This window comes from Aminobacter sp. Y103A, assembly GCF_030294925.1.
In the GTDB taxonomy this organism is placed as follows: domain Bacteria; phylum Pseudomonadota; class Alphaproteobacteria; order Rhizobiales; family Rhizobiaceae; genus Aminobacter; species Aminobacter ciceronei.
The window spans coordinates 2331111-2351939 of sequence record NZ_AP017986.1 but is presented as its reverse complement, the minus strand read 5'-3'; the positions used below and the strand labels follow the sequence as shown (position 1 = coordinate 2351939).

20 protein-coding genes are annotated in these 20829 nt (G+C 65.4%); 7 read left to right on the top strand and 13 right to left on the bottom strand.

Annotated elements, in window-relative coordinates:
- Nucleotides 1-7: 7 nt before the first annotated feature.
- From Amn_RS11490 to Amn_RS11470, 5 genes are all read right to left on the bottom strand, one after another.
- Nucleotides 8-877, bottom strand: coding sequence for an MBL fold metallo-hydrolase (locus tag Amn_RS11490; protein WP_286297150.1), 870 nt, complete (start codon nucleotides 875-877; stop codon nucleotides 8-10).
- 112 nt (nucleotides 878-989) lie between these two features.
- A complete protein-coding gene (locus tag Amn_RS11485; protein ID WP_067963292.1) occupies nucleotides 990-1493 on the bottom strand; it encodes an HPP family protein in 504 nt (167 codons plus the stop codon).
- Between the two features lie 125 nt (nucleotides 1494-1618).
- On the bottom strand, nucleotides 1619-2653 hold the full coding sequence (gene tdh, locus Amn_RS11480; protein ID WP_286297149.1) for an L-threonine 3-dehydrogenase: 1035 nt from the start codon (nucleotides 2651-2653) through the stop codon (nucleotides 1619-1621).
- A gap of 55 nt (nucleotides 2654-2708) precedes the next feature.
- Entirely contained in the window at nucleotides 2709-3896 is a 1188-nt protein-coding gene (locus Amn_RS11475; RefSeq protein WP_286297148.1) for a glycine C-acetyltransferase, read from the bottom strand.
- Nucleotides 3897-4072: 176 nt separating this feature from the next.
- The gene (locus Amn_RS11470) at nucleotides 4073-4552 is read right to left on the bottom strand and encodes a cupin domain-containing protein (RefSeq protein WP_067963300.1); all 480 of its coding nucleotides are present in this window, start codon (nucleotides 4550-4552) and stop codon (nucleotides 4073-4075) included.
- A 261-nt stretch (nucleotides 4553-4813) separates the two neighbouring features.
- Between Amn_RS11470 and Amn_RS11465 the strand changes: the two genes are divergently transcribed.
- Nucleotides 4814-5929 (top strand): mandelate racemase/muconate lactonizing enzyme family protein, encoded by a 1116-nt coding sequence (locus Amn_RS11465; RefSeq protein ID WP_286297146.1) that lies wholly within the window; start codon nucleotides 4814-4816, stop codon nucleotides 5927-5929.
- 51 nt (nucleotides 5930-5980) lie between these two features.
- Here Amn_RS11465 and Amn_RS11460 read toward each other — a convergent pair whose 3' ends face one another.
- Both Amn_RS11460 and Amn_RS11455 read right to left on the bottom strand, forming a co-directional pair.
- Nucleotides 5981-6454 carry a cupin domain-containing protein gene (locus tag Amn_RS11460; RefSeq protein ID WP_067963307.1) on the bottom strand — a complete coding sequence of 158 codons (474 nt, stop codon included), beginning with the start codon at nucleotides 6452-6454 and terminating at the stop codon, nucleotides 5981-5983.
- Between the two features lie 320 nt (nucleotides 6455-6774).
- The gene (locus Amn_RS11455; protein WP_067963310.1) at nucleotides 6775-7977 is read right to left on the bottom strand and encodes an acyl-CoA dehydrogenase; all 1203 of its coding nucleotides are present in this window, start codon (nucleotides 7975-7977) and stop codon (nucleotides 6775-6777) included.
- Between the two features lie 119 nt (nucleotides 7978-8096).
- On the opposite strand from Amn_RS11455, the gene Amn_RS11450 reads away from it, so the two are divergent.
- Nucleotides 8097-8990: a LysR family transcriptional regulator gene (locus Amn_RS11450; RefSeq protein ID WP_286297145.1), complete on the top strand. Its 894-nt coding sequence runs from the start codon at nucleotides 8097-8099 to the stop codon at nucleotides 8988-8990.
- On the opposite strand, the gene Amn_RS11445 is transcribed toward Amn_RS11450, so the two are convergent.
- Nucleotides 8980-11025: an NADH:flavin oxidoreductase gene (locus tag Amn_RS11445; protein WP_286297144.1), complete on the bottom strand. Its 2046-nt coding sequence runs from the start codon at nucleotides 11023-11025 to the stop codon at nucleotides 8980-8982. The genes Amn_RS11450 and Amn_RS11445 overlap by 11 nt on opposite strands.
- A 113-nt stretch (nucleotides 11026-11138) precedes the next feature.
- On the opposite strand from Amn_RS11445, the gene queF reads away from it, so the two are divergent.
- Nucleotides 11139-11600 carry a preQ(1) synthase gene (gene queF, locus Amn_RS11440; RefSeq protein WP_067963317.1) on the top strand — a complete coding sequence of 154 codons (462 nt, stop codon included), beginning with the start codon at nucleotides 11139-11141 and terminating at the stop codon, nucleotides 11598-11600.
- A gap of 23 nt (nucleotides 11601-11623) precedes the next feature.
- On the opposite strand, the gene Amn_RS11435 is transcribed toward queF, so the two are convergent.
- From Amn_RS11435 to Amn_RS11425, 3 genes are read right to left on the bottom strand one after another with little or no spacing between them, the layout of a single operon-like run.
- Nucleotides 11624-12106 carry a nuclear transport factor 2 family protein gene (locus tag Amn_RS11435; protein WP_286297143.1) on the bottom strand — a complete coding sequence of 161 codons (483 nt, stop codon included), beginning with the start codon at nucleotides 12104-12106 and terminating at the stop codon, nucleotides 11624-11626.
- Nucleotides 12103-12495 (bottom strand): nuclear transport factor 2 family protein, encoded by a 393-nt coding sequence (locus tag Amn_RS11430; RefSeq protein ID WP_286297142.1) that lies wholly within the window; start codon nucleotides 12493-12495, stop codon nucleotides 12103-12105. Before Amn_RS11430 ends, Amn_RS11435 begins: the two co-directional genes overlap by 4 nt.
- Nucleotides 12496-12504: 9 nt before the next feature.
- Nucleotides 12505-14070 carry a trimethylamine methyltransferase family protein gene (locus Amn_RS11425; RefSeq protein ID WP_286297141.1) on the bottom strand — a complete coding sequence of 522 codons (1566 nt, stop codon included), beginning with the start codon at nucleotides 14068-14070 and terminating at the stop codon, nucleotides 12505-12507.
- 91 nt (nucleotides 14071-14161) lie between these two features.
- Between Amn_RS11425 and Amn_RS11420 the strand changes: the two genes are divergently transcribed.
- Complete coding sequence (locus Amn_RS11420; protein WP_067963326.1) at nucleotides 14162-15064, top strand: LysR substrate-binding domain-containing protein; 903 nt, start codon at nucleotides 14162-14164, stop codon at nucleotides 15062-15064.
- A 269-nt stretch (nucleotides 15065-15333) separates the two neighbouring features.
- Nucleotides 15334-17190, top strand: a complete 1857-nt coding sequence (mutL, locus tag Amn_RS11415) for a DNA mismatch repair endonuclease MutL (RefSeq protein ID WP_286297140.1) — start codon at nucleotides 15334-15336, stop codon at nucleotides 17188-17190.
- A 242-nt stretch (nucleotides 17191-17432) separates the two neighbouring features.
- On the opposite strand, the gene Amn_RS11410 is transcribed toward mutL, so the two are convergent.
- Nucleotides 17433-18332 (bottom strand): DMT family transporter, encoded by a 900-nt coding sequence (locus tag Amn_RS11410; protein ID WP_286297138.1) that lies wholly within the window; start codon nucleotides 18330-18332, stop codon nucleotides 17433-17435.
- A 112-nt stretch (nucleotides 18333-18444) separates the two neighbouring features.
- On the opposite strand from Amn_RS11410, the gene Amn_RS11405 reads away from it, so the two are divergent.
- Nucleotides 18445-19350, top strand: a complete 906-nt coding sequence (locus tag Amn_RS11405) for a LysR substrate-binding domain-containing protein (protein WP_286297136.1) — start codon at nucleotides 18445-18447, stop codon at nucleotides 19348-19350.
- Between the two features lie 172 nt (nucleotides 19351-19522).
- Nucleotides 19523-19756 carry a DUF2093 domain-containing protein gene (locus Amn_RS11400; protein WP_067966764.1) on the top strand — a complete coding sequence of 78 codons (234 nt, stop codon included), beginning with the start codon at nucleotides 19523-19525 and terminating at the stop codon, nucleotides 19754-19756.
- A gap of 47 nt (nucleotides 19757-19803) precedes the next feature.
- On the opposite strand, the gene lpxK is transcribed toward Amn_RS11400, so the two are convergent.
- A complete protein-coding gene (gene lpxK, locus Amn_RS11395) occupies nucleotides 19804-20829 on the bottom strand; it encodes a tetraacyldisaccharide 4'-kinase (RefSeq protein ID WP_067963335.1) in 1026 nt (341 codons plus the stop codon).

Here is a 20829-nt window from a genome sequence, read left to right as displayed (position 1 = left end):
CTCCCGGTTAGGGGGCGTCTTCGCCCTTGTCAGTCACAACAAGCCCGTCGCGACCAATCGTCAAGGGACCATTCCATGTTTTCCTGACAGCTTCGACCCAATCGGCCTCGCCGATGTCGGGATCGTCGGCTGGTATGAGGTGGTTGAGCACAAGGCGGCCGACGCCGGCACGCGCCGCAATGGTGCCCGCCTCGCCGGCCAGGCTGTGGCTTGCCATCAGATGTTCGCGCAGCCGCGCGCCATTGCCGGTGCGCGCCACCAGCCGCTCAACACCTTTCTCCAGCATCGCCTCATGCAGCAGGATGTCGGCGCCGCGGGCAAAGTCCGCCAAAGGCGGGAAAAAAGCCGTGTCGGCCGAAAAGACGATCGAAGTGCCCTGATGCTCGAAGCGCAGGGCAAAACACTCGGTGACGGGCGGATGGTCGACACGCAGGGCGGTAACCGACAGATCGCCGTCGCTAAGCACCTCGCCTTCGCCGAACTCGACGACTTCGACCATTTTGCGCAGATCCGGGCGGCCTTCGTCGACGATGCGGATTTCGATGTCGAATTCAAGCGCTTGCACGAAACTCTGCCAGTATCGATTCAATCCGACCGGGCCGAAAAGTGTGACCGGTGTGGCAAGCCCTGCCGTCCACGCGGTATGCAGCAGCGGCCCGAGCTCGAGCACATGGTCGGAATGGAGATGGGTGATGAAAACGAGGTCGAGCGCCTTGAGGCTGAGCCCGGCATCGGTCACGCCGCGCGTCACGCCGAGCCCGCAATCGACGACAACAGTGCGGCCGCCGAGTTCGAGCAGCGTCGATGTCGGCCATGGGCCGCCCGGCCTGATCGCCGGCCCGCCCTTGGTGCCGAGCAGGACGAGACGGCCGCTCATGCGCCCCTGCCCGGGCGAACAGCTGCGATCTGCGACTCACATGTCATGTCAAACCTCTTCATGCCGCCGCCCAAGCTAGAGCGGCGGCGGCAACCGAGGCAAGGTCAAAGCGTCAGTCGACGCGGCGCGGATATTGGGCGCGCGGCGGGATCCAGTGATGGACAAGCGCCAGCACAAGCAGGCTGATGCAGCTCAGCAGCACGACGATGAACAATGTGCTGCCCTGATAGGGCGTGGCTGTCGCCACCAGCGGGATCGCACCCGCCGGCGGATGGGTGACACGGAACATCAGCATCAGCGCGATCGAAACGCCGACCGCCACCGCCGACATTTCCCACAGGCCGGGGAAAGCCATCGCAGCGGCGACGCCGATCAGCGTGGCGATGAAATAACCGGCAAAGATGTTGATCGGCTGGGCCAGCGGGCTGGCCGGCTGGCCGAACAACAGAACCGCGGTTGCGCCCAGCGGCGCAATCAGCATCGGCAGGCCGGTGACCGATGCGAGGCCGCCGACAGCCGCCAGGCCGACGATCGCGCCCGATCCCGACTTGACGTGCGAGAGCATCTGGCCTTTCGGCTCATGCCGGGCAGTAAGGGTGCGTATGTGACGGCGCATCGTTGGTTCCAGGCCGAAGGGCCCGCTTCAATAGCAAATCAGGGCTTCGGCTGGCAACGGCGCTTTGTTCGAATTTTTCACCTCACAGTGAAAAAACTTTCCATGGAATACCCTGCCAATCCCCCCTACCAATCCATGACGACCTTGCCGGAATTGCCGCTGCGCATGGCGTCGAACCCGGCCTGATAGTCGTCGATGCCGATGCGGTGGGTGATCAGGCCGCTGACGTCGAGCGGCCCCTGCACCAGCGCGATCATCTTGTACCAGGTCTCGAACATCTCGCGGCCATAGATGCCCTTGAGATGCAGCATCTTGAAGATGACCTTGTTCCAGTCGATCTCGAAACCGGTCGGGGCAATGCCGAGAATGGCGATCTTGCCGCCATTGTTCATGGTTTCGATCATGTCGCGGAAGGCAACCGCCGAGCCCGACATTTCGAGGCCGATGTCAAACCCCTCGGTCATGCCTTCCTCGCGCATCACGTCGCGCAGCTTCTCTTTCGAGGCGTCGACGACGTGATGGATGCCCATCTTGCGGGCCAGCGCCAGCCGGGTCGGGTTGATGTCGGTGATGACGACCTTCCGGGCGCCGACACATTGGGCGACCAGCGCGCCCATGATGCCGATCGGCCCGGCGCCTGTCACCAGCACGTCCTCGCCGACGAGGTCGAAGGACAGCGCGGTGTGCACCGCATTGCCGAGCGGGTCGAAGATCGCGGCGATTTCGTCGGAGACGTCGTCGGGGATCGGCACGACATTGTGCTGGGGAATGGCGACATATTCGGCGAAGGAACCCGGCCGGTTGACGCCGACGCCGAGCGTGTTGCGGCAGAGATGTCCCCGCCCGGCCCGGCAGTTGCGGCAATGGCCGCAGACGATGTGGCCTTCGCCGGAGACACGCTGGCCGACCTTGTAGTCCTTCACCCCGGCGCCGAAATCGGCGACGGTGCCGACGAATTCGTGTCCCGTCACCATCGGCACCGGCACGGTCTTCTGCGCCCACTGGTCCCAATTGTAGATATGGACGTCGGTGCCGCAGATCGCCGACTTCCTGACCTTGATCAGAACGTCGTTGGGGCCGACCTCCGGCACCGGCACCTCTGCCATCCAGATCCCCGGTTCAGCCTTCGCCTTCACCAGTGCGCGCATCATGTTCGACATTGTCTTGTCCTCGGAATCGCTTGATCCGGAATCGCTTTTCGCAATCCCGGCAGTGCTACCAGATCACCTCGAGTTCGCGCCCGACCTCGGCGAAGGCCGCGATCGCGCGATCGATGTCGGCTGAAGAATGCGCCGCCGACATCTGCGTGCGAATGCGCGCCTGCCCCTTGGGCACCACCGGGAACGAAAAGCCGATGACATAGATGCCGCGCTTCAGCATGCGCGCCGCCATCTCCTGGGCCACCGTGGCATCTCCGAGCATGACCGGGATGATCGGGTGGTCGGCGCCGGCAAGCTTGAAGCCGAGCTTGCCCATGCCGGCGCGGAAACGTTCGGCATTGGCATAGAGTTTTTGGCGCAGGTCCGCGCCTTCGGCGATCAGCTCGAGCACCCTGATCGAGGCGCCTGTTATGGAAGGGGCAAGCGTGTTGGAGAACAGATAGGGCCGCGAGCGCTGGCGCAGCCAGTCGACGACCTCGCGTCTGCCCGAGGTGTAGCCGCCGGAGGCGCCGCCCAGCGCCTTGCCGAGCGTGCCGGTGATGATGTCGACCCTGCCCTCGACGCCGCAATGCTCCGGGGTGCCGCGCCCGTTCCTGCCGACGAAGCCGACGGCATGGCTGTCGTCGACCATCACCATCGCCCCGTATCTGTCGGCGAGATCGCAGACGCCCGTGAGATTGGCGATGATGCCGTCCATCGAGAACACACCGTCGGTGGCGATCAGCTTGAAGCGGCTGCCTTCGGCCTTCTTCAGCTCCTCCTCAAGTGCTGCCATGTCGTTGTTGGCGTAGCGAAAGCGCCTGGCCTTGGACAACCTGACGCCGTCGATGATCGAGGCGTGGTTGAGGGCATCCGAGATGATCGCGTCCTCTTCGCCGAGCAACGTCTCGAACAGGCCGGCATTGGCGTCGAAGCAGGAGGAATAGAGGATGGTGTCCTCCATGCCGAGGAAGCCGGAGAGTTTTGCCTCCAGTTGCTTGTGCTCTTCCTGGGTGCCGCAGATGAAGCGCACCGAGGCCATGCCGTAGCCATAACGGTCGAGGGCTGACTTGGCGGCGTCACGCAGTTCATGGCTGTCGGCGAGGCCGAGATAGTTGTTGGCGCAGAAGTTCAGCACCTTTTCGCCGCCGACCTCGATCTCGGCACCCTGCGTCGAGGTGATGACGCGCTCGGACTTGTAGAGCCCGGCGGTTTTGAGGCCGGACAGTTCCGTCTGGAGATGGGAGAGGAAAGCACTTGTCATCGCGTCACGTCCCGTTCGTTGGCCTGATATGGCGGCAAGACCTGGCCGATACTACAGGAAATACGACCCGAGAGGTCGATCATCCCTGGCACAGGATGCGGCCAAGCCGGGCCCCTTGCAACGAGCACGTTTCACGAGAAAAGAGCCGGCCGGGACGACCAGCTCTTCAAGACGGGTCAGGACAGCGGCGCGCCGATGATGTCGATGCCGTTGCGGGCACAGGCCTCGGTGAGCGCCGTGATGGCCTCCGGCGTCGGCGCGACCTGAGGCGGCAACTCCGCCTTGTCGGTGGGCACGCCGATCTCCCGCACCAGGCGCTCGAAGTCGCCGCGCGTGGTGACGGTCAGGCAACGGGCACCCTCGGCGGATTCGACGCGGTAGCTGTGCGGAACACCCTTCGGCGCCATCATGGTCTGGCCGGCGCGACCCACGAGCTCCTTGCCGCCGACATTGAAGCGCATCACGCCGTCGAGGATATGGAACACCTCGTCTTCGTTGACATGGATGTGCAGCGGCGGCGATGAGCCATAGGGCATCAGATGTTCGATGACGCTGATCGTGTCGGCTCCCGCCTCACCCGATACCTTGATGGTTGCCAGAGAGCCGGCAAACCACAACAACTCGCCGTCACTGTCGGTCTTCGCATGCATGGTCATTTCTCGTCCTTTCGAGCAGCGCGGTCTGAAAATCCGCGGTGCCCCGATCTAAGCGGCGACCGTATCCGCTCGAATTCAGCGAAACCGAACGCTGTATCCGAAAGCTGAAACAATTCGCGTCTCATACGAAAGCAAAAGAACCCTGCACTGGAGAGCCCGACCTGTCAGGAAAACGACGCGGCCAAGCGCCGTTTCCCTCGCCGCGGCGGCCGACTGCCCGGTTTATCCTTGGCCACGATCAGGCTTCGCCCAGGGGACAACATGGCCGACGCGACCATTTCAGGCATCCGCATCTACAGGCAATGGCAGCCGTTTCGCGACGGCACCTATCGCTGCTCGGGCGGTCGAAGTGCCGAAGGCTTCGATTCGACAATCGTCGAGATCACCAGCCGCGACGGTGCCAGGGGCTATGGCGAGATGGCGCCGCTCGGCAGCTTCTACGACCCGGCCTTTGCCGCTGGCGCCCGCGAGGCGATGAAGGAGCTGGCGCCGCAGCTGCTCGGCTGTGCAGCCTCCGGCATCGAGGCGCTTTACCGGCGCATGGAGCTGTTGCTCAAGGGCCATCCTTACGCCAAGTCGGCCATCGACATGGCGCTCTGGGACCTGGCCGGCAAACGTTCAGGCCTGTCGCTGGCCGCGCTCTCAGGCGGCGCCGAGGGCGAGCAGCTTGCGCTCTACCGCTCGATTGCCCAGCAGGCGCCCGAGGCGATGGCCATAAGGGCGACAAAATACATCGCCGAGGGTTATCGCCGGCTGCAGGTCAAGGTCGGCCTCGACGTCAACGAGGACATCGCGAGGCTCGAAGCGGTGCGGGCAGCAGTACCCACCGACACGGTGCTGTTCTGCGACGCCAATGCCAGCTGGGGCACAGCGGAGACGCGGCGCTTCCTGATGGCGACACGAAATCTCGACTACACGCTGGAGCAGCCTTGCGCGAGTTATGAGGAAAATCTCGCCATCCGCCGCGCCACCGACCGGCCGCTGGTGCTGGATGAGACCATCGACAGCGCCGACATGCTCATCCGCGCGATATCAGACGGGCTCGTCGACGGCATCACCATCAAGCTCGCGCGGGTGGGCGGGCTCACGCGCGCAAAACTGTTGCGCGACATCGCCATATCCAAAAACCTGAAGGTCACGATCGAGGACACCGGCGGCGCCCAGATCGACACGGCGGCCTATTCGGGCCTGCTGTTGTCGACGCCCGAGCATCTCAGGCAGCACACGGTCGACTTCCACAACTGGGTGACGGTGGCCAATGCAAGCGGCGAATTTGCCATTTCAGGCGGCATGATGGCTGTGCCCGGCGGGCCGGGCCTCGGCCTCGACGTCGAGCCTGACCTGTTCGGCGAACCGCTGTTTGTTTGCAGCCTTTGAAGAGATGGCTGGACGGACACGCCCCCGCACCCGTCCAGCCTGATGCCGGCGCTATGGTAGCGGAGCGCCGACGACCTCGATGTTGCGTTGCACTGAGCTGTCGAAGAAGCGCCTGCTTGCGTCCCGTTCGCCCCTCGACGGCAGGACGTCCGCCCGCACCGGCAGGCTCATCTGGCGCACCATCTGCTCGAAGGCGCCACTCTGGGTGACGATCAGGCAGGTCGCGGCGTCAGTCGATTCGATCCTGAAATTGTGCGGCAGCCCCTTGGGCGCCATCACCGTCTGGCCGACATGGGCAGGGAAGTCCTTGCCGTCGACGAAGAACTGCATCGTGCCTTCGAGCATGTGAATGACTTCGTCGCCGCTGAGCGTGATGTGCAGCGGCGTCGTTTCGCCATGCGGCATGCGGCATTCGATGACACTGATCTGGTCGTCGCCGGCGCCGGCCGGCACACGGATGGTCATCAGGTTGTCGCCGAACCACAAGATCTGGTTGGCGTTCTCAGCCCTGGTCTGATCGCTCACAGATTATTCTCCCCGCACGCAGGCGAAACTGCCGCCCAGGTCCGGAGTTATCGATGCGATGTAACCGTTTGAGGTTGGCAGCCGCCGCCAGTGTTTCAAGCCAATGAAACAATTCGCGTGTAAGTCGAAATATATTCGCACTTCCTAAACCTGAAAGCGAAAGCCATTCTGCATGCGCGGGCAGTTTGCGGCGCCAAGCAAAAGCGGCCGCGAAGCGCTTGCTTCGCGGCCGTTTCAGCGATTTCGGGTTGCGGCTGACGCACGGCGCAATTCCAGGAAAACTGCGAAGCGGTTTTCCGTCCGGAATTGTGCAAGACGCTCTAGAAGAACGCCTGCAGGCCGGTCTGGGCGCGGCCCAGGATCAGCGCATGCACGTCATGCGTGCCTTCATAGGTGTTGACCGTCTCCAGGTTCTGCGCATGGCGCATGACGTGGTAGCCGATCTGGATGCCGTTGCCGCCATGCATGTCGCGGGCGATACGGGCGATGTCGAGGGCCTTGCCACAATTGTTGCGCTTGACGATCGAGATCATCTCGGGCGCGAATTTATGCTCGTCCATCAGGCGGCCGACGCGCAACGACCCCTGCAGGCCGAGCGCGATCTCGGTCTGCATGTCGGCCAGCTTCTTCTGGTAGAGCTGGGTGCCGGCCAGCGGCTTGCCGAACTGCTTGCGGTCGAGGCCATATTGCCGGGCGCGGTGCCAGCAATCCTCGGCCGCACCCATAACACCCCAGGAAATGCCGTAGCGGGCGCGATTGAGGCAGCCGAACGGCCCCTTGAGGCCCGAGACGTTGGGCAGCAGCGCGTCTTCGCCGACTTCGACGCCTTCCATGACGATCTCGCCGGTGATCGAGGCGCGCAGCGACAGCTTGCCGCCGATCTTCGGCGCTGACAGGCCCTTCATGCCCTTTTCGAGCACGAAACCGCGGATCTGGTTGTCATGGGCTGCAGACTTGGCCCAGACGACGAAGACGTCGGCGATCGGCGCGTTCGAGATCCACATCTTCGAGCCGGAGATCCTGTAGCCATTGGCGGTCTTCTCGGCGCGGGTCTTCATGCCGCCCGGGTCGGAACCCGCATCCGGCTCGGTCAGGCCGAAGCAGCCGATCCACTCGCCCGAAGCAAGCTTGGGCAGGTACTTCCTGCGCTGCTCCTCGGAGCCATAGGCATAGATCGGGTACATCACCAGCGACGACTGCACCGACATCATCGAGCGATAGCCGGAATCGACGCGCTCGACCTCGCGGGCGACGAGACCATAGGTGACGTAGCCGGCGCCAAGGCCGCCATATTCCTCGGGAACGGTGATGCCGAGCAGGCCGGCCTCGCCCATTTCGCGGAAGATCGCCGGATCGGTCTTCTCGTCGAGATAGGCCTCCTCGATGCGCGGCGCGAGCTTGTCGGCGGCAAAGGCTGCGGCGCCGTCGCGCACCATGCGCTCGTCCTCGGTCAGCTGGTCTTCGATCAGGAACGGGTCGGCCCAGACAAAGCTGCCGCCGCCGGCCGGTGTGGATGCGCTCATGGTTCCTCCGGAGAATGGGTGATTTCCCAGACATCCTAGACCGCTTCGGCACATTTCGCTAACAAGTAATCTCGCATAGTTTATGCGTAAATTCGATCAACTCGGTCAAAGGCCAGGCGATGCGCCGCAGCTATGTCCCAACGATTGCGGAGCTTGAGGCGTTTCGCGCCTGCGCCAGCCTCGGCACGACAATTCGCGCCGCCGATCAGCTCGGCCTGACGCAGAGCTCGGTCAGCCGCTCGATCGGCCAGTTGGAGGACCGGCTCGGCGTGGCGCTGTTCCACCGTGTCAGGCAGCGGCTGGCCTTGTCGGATGCCGGCCGGCGCTTTGCCCGCGATGCCGAGGCCATCCTCGACAGCCTGCATGAGGCGGCGGTGCGCACCATGGCTTTCGGCGGCCAGTCCGACGTGCTCAGCCTCGCGGTACTGCCAACATTGGCCGACCGCTGGCTGATCCCCAGGCTCGCCGGCTTCCACGCCGCCCACCCGCATGTCGCCATCGACCTCGCGGTGCGGCTGGAAACCGTCGACTTCGAGACCGAAGCTTTCGATGCCGCGATCCAGCGCGGTCCGGCCGGGGCGGGACAGGCAGGCATCGTCAGGCTGTTCGACGAGGTCCTGGTGGTGGTCGCCTCGCCTGCCCTGCTCGATGGCCGCGCAGCACTCGATGACGCCGAACTCGCCGCGCTGCCGCTTTTGCAGCAGTCGACGCGGCCGACGCTGTGGCTGCAATGGTTCCAGGCCGCCGGCATCGACCCGCGCACGACCTTGCGGGGCCATCGCTTCGAGCAGTTCTCGATGGTGGTCGAGGCGGCGGTTGCCGGCCTCGGCGTGGCGCTGGTGCCTGAGGTGCTGGCCGAACGCGAACTCGGCACCGGCCGGCTGGTCATGGCCTCGCCCAACCGCATCGCCGGCGAAGCGCCCTACCGGCTCGCCTTCCGCCCCGGCAGCGAGGACCGGCCGGGCCTGCGCGAATTCGTACGCTGGCTGACGGCGGAGACCGTCAGATCCTGAGGCCGAAGCGGATGCCGTCATAGATGGCGGCGTGGATGTTGCGCGCCTGGACCGCGTCGCCGATGCGCAGCAAGAGGAAACGGCCATCCGGATTGTTGTCAGGGAAGATGTCACCGCCATGGATCAGGCTGTTATAGTCGATGGCGCCTGAATTCTTCGACAAAGGCTTGAGTTCGAGATAGAGCTCGTCGAGCGGCAGCGTGCCATGCTCGACCACCACCTGGTCGACGCGGCGCTCCTCGCTCCAGCCCTTGGCGAAATCCGAAACAAGCGTTGCCACCAGCTGGTTGCCGTCGCGCCGCACCCGCTGCAGCCGCGTGTTGATGGTGATCTTCACGCCATGGCGGTGAAACGCCTCCATATAGGGCACGTGGTTCATGCCGCCGATCTCGGGGGCAAAAAAGCGCTCCGGCGTCAGAAGCTCGAGCTTGCTGCCGGCCTTGCCGATCAGCTCGGCCGCCGTCATGCCCTGGTGGCCGCCATTGTCGTCATAAAGCAGTACGTTTTCGGCCGGCTTGACGCTGCCGGCAATGATGTCCCAGCTCGAGGTCACCAGCTCGTCGCCGCCGTCGAGCGGCGGGTTCTGCGGCAGGCCGCCGGTGGCGATCACCACGGCGTCGGGGTCGAGCGCCAGCACGTCGTCCGCGCCGGCCCAGACGTCGTAGCGGATCTCGACGCCGAGGCGCTCCAGCTCGGCCAGCCGCCAGTCGACGATGCCGATCAGCTCGCGCCGGCGCGGGTTCTGGGCGGCCAGCCTGATCTGGCCGCCGGCCTGGCTCGCGGCTTCAAGGACGGTCACTTTGTGGCCGCGCTCGGCAAGGACCCGTGCCGCCTCAAGCCCGGCAGCGCCGGCGCCGACCACGACGGTTCTGCGCAGCGGCCCGTCGGTGCGGGAAATGACATGCGGGATCGTCGCCTCGCGGCCGGTGGCGGCATTGTGGATGCAGAGCGCGCCGCCGCCCTCATAGATGCGGTCGAGGCAGTAGGTGGCGCCGACGCAGGGCCTTATCCGGTGCTCTTCGCCGGCCATCACCTTGGCGGTGATGTGTGGGTCGGCGATGTGGGCGCGTGTCATGCCGACCATGTCGAGCTTGCCTGATGCAATGGCATGGCGGGCGGTGGCGACGTCGGCGATGCGTGCGGCGTGGAAAACCGGGAACTTCGTTGCCGCCCTGACCTCGCCGGCAAAATCGAGATGCGGCGAGGACGGCATGCCGTGGATGGGGATGACGCCGGTCAGTGCGGCATCGGTGTCGATATGGCCGCGGATGATGTTGAGGAAGTCGAATTTCCCCGACGAGGCCAGCCTCTGGGCGATCTCGACGCCCTCCTGCCTGGACAGGCCCTTGTCAAAATCCTCGTCGGCGACCATGCGGATGCCGACGAGGAAATCCGGGCCGACGGCGGCGCGCACCGCATCGATGACCCGCCAGGTGAAGCGCAGGCGGTTGTCGAGCGAGCCGCCATAGACATCGTCGCGATGGTTCGTCGCCGGCGACCAGAAGCCGTCGAGCAGATGGCCATAGGCCTCGAACTCGATGCCGTCGAGCCCCGCTGCCTGCATGCGCTGGGCGGCCGAGGCATAGTCGCCGACGATGCGGTCGAGGTCCCAGTCCTCGGCGGTCTTGGGGAAGGTGCGATGGGCGGCCTCGCGCACCGGCGAGGCACTCAGCACCGGCAGCCAGTCGGCCTTGTTCCAGGCGGTGCGCCGGCCGAGATGGGTGAGCTGGATCATCACCTTGCAGTCATGCGCGTGGCAGGCATCCGCCAGCTCGGCCATCCAGGGCACGATGGCATCGTCATAAGCGTGCAGGTTGCCGAAGGCGGCCGGGCTGTCGCGCGAGACGATGGCCGAGCCCGCCGTCATGGTCAGCGCCATGCCGCCCCTGGCCTTCTCGGCATGGTAGAGCCGGTAGCGCTCCTTGGGCATGCCGTCCTCGGAGTAGGCCGGCTCGTGGCTCGTCGACATGATGCGGTTCTTGAGCGTGAGATGCCGGAGCTGGTAGGGCTGGAGAAGCGGATCGTTGCTGGTCATTGCCTTCCCGCATTGTCAGGCGCTAATACACGCCACTTGAAAATCTGGCCCGTGCAGTCTGGCGCATGCCGCCTTTCGGGCATTGAGCCAGGCCCATCCAGAAGAGCCGCCCAATGACCATCACCGACAGCCTCACCCAGCTTGGCACCCAGGTGCAGACGCCGGCCTCGCCCGAGACCGCCGTGCTCGAAACCGTGCCTTACGACCGCCTCGGCGGCCCGCCCGCCATCGTGCGCTTCACCTGCCCGGAGTTCACCTCGCTGTGCCCTGTCACCGGCCAGCCCGACTTCGCCCACATCGTCATCGACTATGCCCCGGACCGGCTGCTGGTCGAATCCAAGTCGCTGAAGCTGTTCATGGTCTCGTTCCGCAACCACGGCGCCTTCCACGAGGATTGCACCGTGATGATCGGCCGCCGCGTCGTCGCCGCGACAAAACCTCTGTGGCTGCGCATCGCGGGCTACTGGTATCCGCGCGGCGGCATCCCGATCGACGTGTTCTGGCAGACCGGAAGGCCGCCGGAAGGCGTGTGGCTGCCCGACACGGGTGTTGCGCCCTATCGCGGCCGCGGCTGAACGCATCGAAGGGATAGCGGCGCTCACTGGCATTGATACTGGCTGAGCGCCCATTCATTGGTCACCGACAGCAGGTCGGCGACCTTCCATTCGCCGTCGACCTTCTTCAGCTTCCACTGCATGCGATGCGGCTCGCCCTGAGCCGTAAACGCCGCGACGACGATCGCCGTGTCGCCGGTTTCCGAGCCGATGATCTTCAGGCTCCTGTCGAGTTCGGCCTTGTCATAGGCTGTGCTGTCGAGCGGCATGTTGGCATCGAGGCAATCGCCCTGCTCCGATTTCTCGAGCTGGTCGCGGGCGTCGAGCACCGCCTTGGCCGGATCGACGAAACGGCCGCGCTCGGCCGGATCGAGTTCGAGTCCGACATGGTCGTAGAACGGCCTGACCGCCTCGACGGCGGTGCCGGCCATGGCAGGCATGACCAGAAAGGGCAGGATGGCAGTTGCAAAAGCGGCTTTCATGGCGGCCTCGGCGTTGGCGTGATGGCCCTCAATAGCACGCATCATCGGCCGCTGCCTTGCGCGCCAGCGTCATCCTTCACCTCGACACGCATGATCCTGCCGTCGACGTCGAACGTCACCGTCTCCTCGCCCGACCTGACAAGACGGACACCTGACACGGCATGCGTCGCCTCGAGCCGCCAGCGCGACCAGGCGGAGCACTGTGACAATGCCGCCACCTGCTCGTCCTTGGAAACCTGGTCGCCATAACAGGCGAAATAGCCGCGAAACGCCGCCATGATCGCGTCGCGGCCGACGACGGCGTCACCGACACCATCGGAGACATAACAGGCGTCAGGCGCGAAACAGGCTTCGATGGCGGCGAAGTCGAGCACGTCGATTGCCGCGTGGTAGGTTTTCAGAGCAGCGAGGGGATCGAAGGCCGTGTCCTGCATAGGGCGGCCTCAATACCAGGCATCTTCCATCGACGCCTTCCTGCGCGCCATGAAGTCCTGCAGCGCCTCGTTTATGCCTTCGTCGAGCGGCGGCGCCTCATACTCGGCGAGCATCGTCTTCCAGCGCCGGTTGGCGCGAGTGGCGGCGTCGACCGAGCCTGCCGCCTCCCATTTCTCGTAAGGCTCGTTGTCGGCGATGGCCGAATCCCAGAATGCCGTCTCGTAATTGGCCATGGTGTGGGCGCAGCCGAAGAAATGGTTGCCGGGCCCGACCTCGCGGAAGGCGTCGAGCGCCAGCTGGTTGTCGTCGATCTTGACGCCGTCGAGATAGGTGTGCAGCGCGCCGCAGAAATCGGCGTCCATGACGAACTTCTCGTAGGACATCGACAACAGCCCGTCGAGGAAACCGGCCGAGTGCAGGATGAAGTTGGCGCCGCAATGCACCGCCGCCAGCATCGACATGGTGCCTTCGTTCATGGCGTGGGCGTCGGGCAGCTTGGAGGTGGTGAAATTGCCGGAGCAGCGCAGCGGCAGGTTGAGCCGCCGGGCCAGTTGCCCGATGACCATCGAGCCGATCGCCGGTTCCGGCGTGCCGAAGGTCGGCGAACCCGAGCGCAGCGACATGGACGACAGGAAATTGCCGAAGATGACGGGCGCGCCGGGCCGTTCGAGCTGGGTCAGGGCACAGCCGGCCATGGTCTCGGCCAGCGACTGGGCGATGGCGCCGGCATTGGTCACCGGGCCCATGGCGCCGCCGAGGATGAAGGGCACGATGACAGCCGCCTGGTTGGCGCGGGCATAGGCGCGCAAAGCCGTGGTCATGGTGGCGTCCCAGACCAGCGGCGAGTTGACGTTGACATTGCCCAGGACGACGCAGTTCCGGTCGGTGAAGTCCTCGCCAAAGACGATACGCGCCATGTCGATGGAATCTTCGGCACGGCTTTCCGAGGTCACCGAGCCCATGAAGGCGCGGTCGGAATAGCGGATGTGGCTGTAGACCATGTCGAGATGGCGCTTGTTCACCGGCACGTCGACCGGCTCGCAGATGGTGCCGCCGGAATGGTGCAGCCAGGGCGAGGACTGCGCCAGCTTCACGAAATTGCGGAAATCCTCGATGGTGCCGTAGCGACGGCCCTTGTCGAGATCCATGACGAAGGGCGAGCCATAGGCCGGCGAAAACACCACGCTTTTGCCGCCGATCTCGACCGAACGTTCTGGGTTGCGGGCGTGCTGGGTGAAGCTTGCAGGTGCTGTCTTCAGCACCTCGCGCAGCAGGCCGGGCTCGAACTTGACCAGCACCCCCTCGACCTTGGCCCCTGCCCGTCTCCAGTGATCCAGCGACACAGGATCGTCGCGGAACTCGATGCCGATCTCGGCAAGAATCCTGTCGGCGGTCTGTTCGATGCGGACAAGGTTGTCCTCGGAGAGAATGTCGTAGGTCGGGATGTTCCTCGTGATATAGGGCCGGCCATGCGCCTCGGGCCCATGCGAGCGCTGCTCGCGGCGGGCGTTGCGGCCGCCGCGCTCGCGGCGCTTGGCGGGCTCGCTCGGGGCTTTTGCGGTGGCGACGCTCATGTCAGGCTCCAAATCGTTCCAGCATGAAGCTAGCCTTTGGATCCGATGCTGTGACGCTTGAAAATCCTCATCACTTGCATAAGCTTGATTTATGCAAAGCCTGCGCCACCTGTTGCCCTCGGCCGGCAGCCTGATCGTCTTCGAAGCCGCCGGGCGGCTGGCGAGCTTCACCGCCGCCGGGCGCGAGCTCGGCATGACCCAGGCCGCGGTGTCCTACGCCATCCGCGGGCTGGAGGATCAGCTCAGTGCCAAGCTGTTCCAGCGCCGCCACCGCCAGGTGCTTTTGACCGAGGCCGGCGAACGGTTCCATGCCGACGTCACGCTCGGCCTGTCGCATATCCGCAAGTCGGCGGAAGAACTGCGCGCCCGCGCCGGCGGCATGCATGTGACGCTGTCGGCCTCGACTGCCTTTGCCTCGTTCTGGATGATGCCGCGACTGCAGAAATTCCGCGACGACCTGCCCGGCATCGACCTGCGCATCCAGACTGCCGACCGCGACCTCGACCTCGTCGCCGAGGGCATTCCGCTCGGCATTCGCGGCGGCGACGCCGCCGACTGGCCCGACTACGAGCTGTTGCAGATCGCCGACGAAGAGGTCTATCCGGTCGCCGGGCCGGCCTATCTGGCGCGCGCCGGCACGCCAATGACGCCGGCCGAGATGACCCTGCACCATCTGATCCACCTCGACGAGCCCTATCGCCCTGCTGCAACCTGGAACGAATGGTTCCAGTCGGCCGGCCTGAACGGCGCCGTCGCCAAGCGCGGGCTTGTGATCAACGACTATGTGCTGGTCATCCAGGCCGTCATGGAAGGCCAGGGCATCGCGCTCGGCTGGCGCCATCTCACCGACCGGCTGATCGCGGCGGGGCTTCTGGTCCGGCTGTCCGATCACGTCATGACGACGAACAAGGGTTTCCACGTCGCCTGGCCCAGGAATCGCGTGCTGAGCGAAAGCGCTGAAAAGGTGCGCGACTGGCTGGCGGCGCAGGCGTGAGGCGGACAGCGGCTGTGTCCCCAGTCTGCATCGTCGCGCCGCCCCTCATCCGCCCCTCGGGCACCTTCTCCCCGTCAACGTGGGGAAGGAAGAGCGCCAAGGCTGCGGCAAGCCTTCTTCTCCCCGTTCACGGGGAGAAGGTCCCGGCAGGGGATGACGGGCAGCGCTGCCTCCCCTGTAAAATGCCGGTATCACCAATCCGCTGTGGATGCCCTTGCCCCGCGCAATCTCCCTGTCGCCGCCCAACCGAATCCCGCTATAGTTCCGCCATGCCCATTCGCCAGCTTTCCGAAACGATGATCAACCAGATCGCCGCCGGCGAGGTCGTGGAGCGGCCGGCCAGCGTGGTCAAGGAGCTTGTCGAAAACGCGCTCGACGCCGGTGCAGGCCGCATCGAGGTGGCGACAGCAGGCGGCGGGCTCAATCTGATCCGCGTCGTCGACGACGGTTCGGGCATGCCCGAGGACGAGCTGGCGCTGGCGATCTCGCGCCACTGCACCTCCAAGCTCGGTGACGACATCCTCGACATCCGCTCGCTCGGCTTCCGCGGCGAGGCCTTGCCGTCGATCGGCTCGGTGTCGAAGCTCGCCATCCGCTCGCGCACCAGATCAGCCGACAGCGGCGCCGAGATCACCGTCGAGGGCGGCCGGGTGTCGGGCGTGCGCCCGGCGCCGAGCAACCGCGGCACGACAGTCGAGGTGCGCGACCTGTTTTACGCCACGCCTGCCCGGCTCAAATTCATGAAGACCGAGCGCGCCGAGGCGACCGCCATCGCCGACACCGTCAAGCGCATCGCCATCGCTTTCCCGGCCGTGCGTTTCACCCTGTCGGGCACCGACCGCTCGACGCTGGAATTGTCGGCGACCTCGGATCAGGTCGAAGGCAGGCTTGCCCGCATCGCCCAGGTGATGGGCAATGACTTCCCCGACAATTCGATCGCCATCGACGCCGCGCGTGAGAGCGTGCGGCTCGAAGGCCATGTCTCGATCCCGTCCTACACCAGGGGCAATGCGCTGCAGCAATATGCCTATGTCAACGGCCGGCCGGTGCGCGACAAGCTGATCGCCTCGGCGATCCGCGGCGCTTATGCCGACGTTCTGCCGCGCGACCGCCATGCGGTGACGGTGCTGTTCCTGACGCTCGACCCGGCCATCGTCGACGTCAACGTGCATCCGGCCAAGGCCGACGTGCGCTTCCGCGATCCCGGCCTGGTGCGCGGCCTGATCGTCGGCGCGATCCGCCAGGCGCTGGCCAATGCCGGCATCCGGCCGGCGACGACAGGCACGCAGGCGATGATGGGGGCGTTCCGGCCGGGGCCGACCAGCTACGGCCACCCCGGCCCGGCCAACGGCCATCGCGCCTACAACCCGCAGATACGGCCGGATTTCCGTGCCGCCACCTCGGCCAATTACGAACCGCAGCGCTCACCGTTCCGGCCGCTCGACGCGGGCTTTGCCGAGCCAGCGCAGGCGAGCTTCGACGCCGGACCGCTTGATAGTGCCGATACCCGCGCCGGCCAGTCAGAGGTGGTCGAAGCGCTGCTGCGCACCGAACTGGGGGCTGCCCGGGCGCAGGTGCATGAAAACTACATCGTTGCCCAGACCAGCGACTCGCTCGTCATCGTCGACCAGCACGCCGCCCATGAGCGGCTTGTCTATGAGGCGCTGAAGAACGCGCTGCATGCGCGGCCGATCCCCTCGCAGATGCTGCTGCTGCCCGAAATCGTCGACATGCCCGAAGAAGACGCCGAACGGCTGGCGCTGCATTCGGAAACCTTGGCCCGCTTCGGCCTCGGCGTCGAACGTTTCGGCCCTGGAGCCGTGGCGGTGCGCGAAACGCCTGCGATGCTCGGCGAAACCGACGTCGTCAAGCTGGTGCGCGACCTCGCCGACGAGATCGCCGACAGCGACACCGCCGACACGCTGAAGGAAAGGCTGCATGCGATCGCCGCCACCATGGCCTGCCACAGCTCGGTGCGCTCGGGCCGCCGTCTCAGGCCTGAGGAAATGAACGCGCTGCTGCGCCAGATGGAGGCGACGCCGGGATCGGGCACCTGCAATCACGGCCGCCCGACCTATATCGAGCTCAAGCTCGCCGACATCGAAAAGCTGTTCGGCCGCCGCTAGGGCGTTTCGCGCTTTTCATCCTGAATCGCGAAACCGCTCTATCTCCTTGTTTCTACACAATCTCGGACGGAAAAGCGCTGCACAGCCCTGCTGGAATTGCGCCGGAGCGCAGCACTTGTGCCTGAATCAAGGAAACGCGCTATCTCCTTGTTTTTGCGCAACTCCTGGGGAAAACCGCTTCAGACATTGATGGCGCCAGGTGCTGCCACCTGGCGCCATCAAGTCGCTACAGCCCGCCCGCCTCAGCGCTTGAGATTGACCAGCACCACACCGGCCAGCGCCAGCGCGCCGCCCAGGATGCCGAACAGGCCGGGGGTCTCGCCGAGCCAGACAAAGCCGATCGCCACCGCCACCGGCGGCACGCAATACATGAAGTTGGAGGCACGCGACGCCGGCAGGCGCGACAGCGCCACCGACCAGCTGCCATAGGCGATCAGGCTGGGCACGATGCCGAGATAGATGACCGACCAGAAGGGTTCCGATGAGGCGACCGACATCTGGGCAAGGCCGTTGGGCAGCGCCGGGGCCAGGAACAGCGCGCCGAGGATCATGTTCCAGGCCGAGACGGTCAGCGGCCGATGGCTGATGTACAGGCGCTTCTGGACGATGCTGCTCAGCGAGGTGCAGAACGCCGAGCCGAGGATCAGCAAGGCGCCGGTGTTGAAGGTCAGCCCCTGCCCCTCGCCGATCGCGATGATGCCGATGCCGGCAAAGGACAGGAAGGTGCCGGCCCAGGCAAGCACCGGAAAACGCTCGCCGAGCAGGATCATCGCCAGCACCGCCGTGATGATCGGATTGACGTTGATGATGAAGCTCGCCGCCCCCGCCGAAACCGTCGTCTCGCCATAGTTGAGCAGCACCGTGTAGAGCGCGATGAAGACCGCGCCGCCAAAGGCAAAACGCCAGAGTTCGTTCAGCGCCGGCAAGGCCGGGCGCAGGATCATCAGGTAGATCGCCGACGGCACGGCCGCGATGGCGAAGCGCAACGCGCCGAGTTCGATCGGATCGATGGCATCGAGCCCGGCGCGGATGGCCGGAAAGGACGAGGCCCAGCCGACGATCGTCACGACCACCGCAAGCACGGTGACAGTAGAAGACCGCTGTGTCGGATTGCCGGTCTGGATGGTGGTCTGGGCGGTCATGGCTGGGCCTCGTCAGTCTGGGTCTGCATGCCAAGATGTCGCCGACACCGAGCTGATTGACAAACGAATAAATCGAGGCTCAGCTGTGAGCATGGATCACAGCTCAGAACAGATGCTCCCTCTCGAAACCTTGCGCGCCTTCCAGGCGGCGGCGCGCAGCGGCAGCTTCTCGGCGGCGGCCGAAAAGCTCAACATGACGCATGGCGCGATCAGCCGGCAGGTCGCCAAGCTGGAAGACTGGCTCGGCCTCCGGCTGTTCGAGCGCGGGGCGCGCGGCGTGACGCTGACGCTCGAGGGCCAGCGCCTGCATCTGCGCGCCAATGAGGCGTTCTCGCTGATCTCCGACACCACCGACCGCTGGGTCGAGCCGCGCGGCGCCGCCGTGGTGCGGCTGACCTCGATCCCGTCGATTGCCGGGCTGTGGCTGATGCCGCGCCTGTCGCAGCTCGAAGCGGGCGAGCCGAAGCTGCGCGTCGTGCTCGACGTCGACATCCGCCAGGCCGACCTCGCCGACGAGGGCATCGATCTCTCCATCCGCTGCGGCCGCGGCAAGATCCCGGGGCGGATCTCGACGCAATTGTTCGAGGAGCACTGCTTTCCCATCGCAGCACCCGCGCTTGCGGCCCGCATCGGCAGCGGCGACGCGGCAAGGCTGCTGGACTTTCCGCTGATCCACGATTCCGATGCGTCGAGCTGGCGGTCCTGGTTCAGCACGCACGGCCTCGACTACCGACCGCGCCCGCAGGACCGCCGCTTCGAGGACTACAATCTGGTGCTGTCGGCGGCGAGCCACGGCCTCGGCATCGCTTTGGCGCGGCCGCCGCTGACCGAAAACCAGCTCAAGGCGGGCCATCTCGTCATGGTCGACGAACACCGCGCGCTGAACCCTGTGTCCTACTGGCTCGATCGCCCTGCGGGACGGCCGCGACATGCTGCGGCCGAGCTTGCGCGGCGCATCGGCCACCATGCCGGGCTGTCGCTGGAGACGGTCGAACGCTTCCTCGCCGAGGACAGGTAACTTGACCCAGGACGTTCTGTGACCGTAAAAGCCGGGCAAGGCACGGCCCGCCCTTCTTGACGGGCGACCGCCTTGATGGCCCCCCTTCTTTAGCGGGTCAAGAAACTGTAGATTTCGGCAGGCGATGCCGCCGGCGACCGGCAGCCGGCACAGGGAGATTGAGCGAAAGCCCATGATGAACCGTTTCGAAGGCCCCGGCGCACGCGAAGCCCGCATCCGCTATCTCGACGGCGATTTCCAGGTGACGAGCCCCGGTTCCTTCGTGCGCTGCGCGGTGACGGGGGAATCCATCCCGCTGGACGAGCTCAAATACTGGAGCGTCGCCCGCCAGGAACCTTACCGCGATGCCGCGGTGTCGCTGTCGCGTGAAATCGACATGAACCCGGAGCTGCGCACGCGCAAATAAGCCGGCCAGCCTGAGATCTTCAGGCTGAGATTTTCAACCTGATATCTTCAACCTGATATCTTCCGGCGGCGCCAGGCTTCGAGCGTCTCGCTGATGATGCGCTCGGGCGCGTTCTCGACGTCGAAGACGGCGTCGATCTCCAGCACATTCAGGTTTTCGAGAAATTCCGGCGACGCCGCGCCATGGCGCAACCTTGCGGCATCCTTGGACGTCGTGACCAGTTCGAGCTCGCCGACGCGCGCGGCGGTGACCAGATCCTCGAGTTCGTCGGGCAGGTAGAAATGATGGTCGGCGAAGGGATGCGCCAGCACCACTGTCGCCCCTGCCTTGGCCAGCGTGGCGAAGAACTTTTCCGGATGGCCGATACCGGCGAAAGCCAGGAAACGACGGCCGGCAAATGCCTTCTTGCCGCGTGGGCGCGCCACAGCGGCAAAGACCGGCTTGCCGGCACGCGCCGCCCGGCGCACCACCGCATCGGCGCGCTCGCCCTCGCCCATCTTGAGCACGGCGTCGGCGAAGCGGAGCTGGTCGATCAGCCGCGCCCGCATCGGCCCGCCGGGGATGACGTGGCCATTGCCGAGGCCATAACGGGCGTCGACGACGATCAGCGCATAGTCGATGTGGATGCGCGCGCTCTGGAAGCCGTCATCCATGATCAGGAAATTGCAGCCGCGCTCGATCAGCATGCGCGCGCCGGCGGCCCGGTTGGCCGACACCGCGACCAACGCATGTTCGGCCAGAAGCAGCGGCTCGTCGCCGACATGCTTGGCGCTGTCGTGATGAGGATCGACAATGTGCGGTTCGGAAAAACTGCCGCCATGGCCGCGCGACAGGAAACCGGGCACCAGATGCATGCGTTTGGCCTGCCTGGCAAGGGCTATGGCAACAGGCGTCTTGCCGGTGCCGCCGACGGTGAAATTGCCGACGCACAGCACCGGTGCGTCCATCTTTTCGCGCCTGGCCGCCTTCATGCGCCGGCCCGCCACCAGGGCGTACAGCGCCGACACCGGATAGAGCGCGTAAGCGCGCCAGTCCGGCTTTTCCCACCAGAAAGGAGGCGCTTCGCTGGCCAG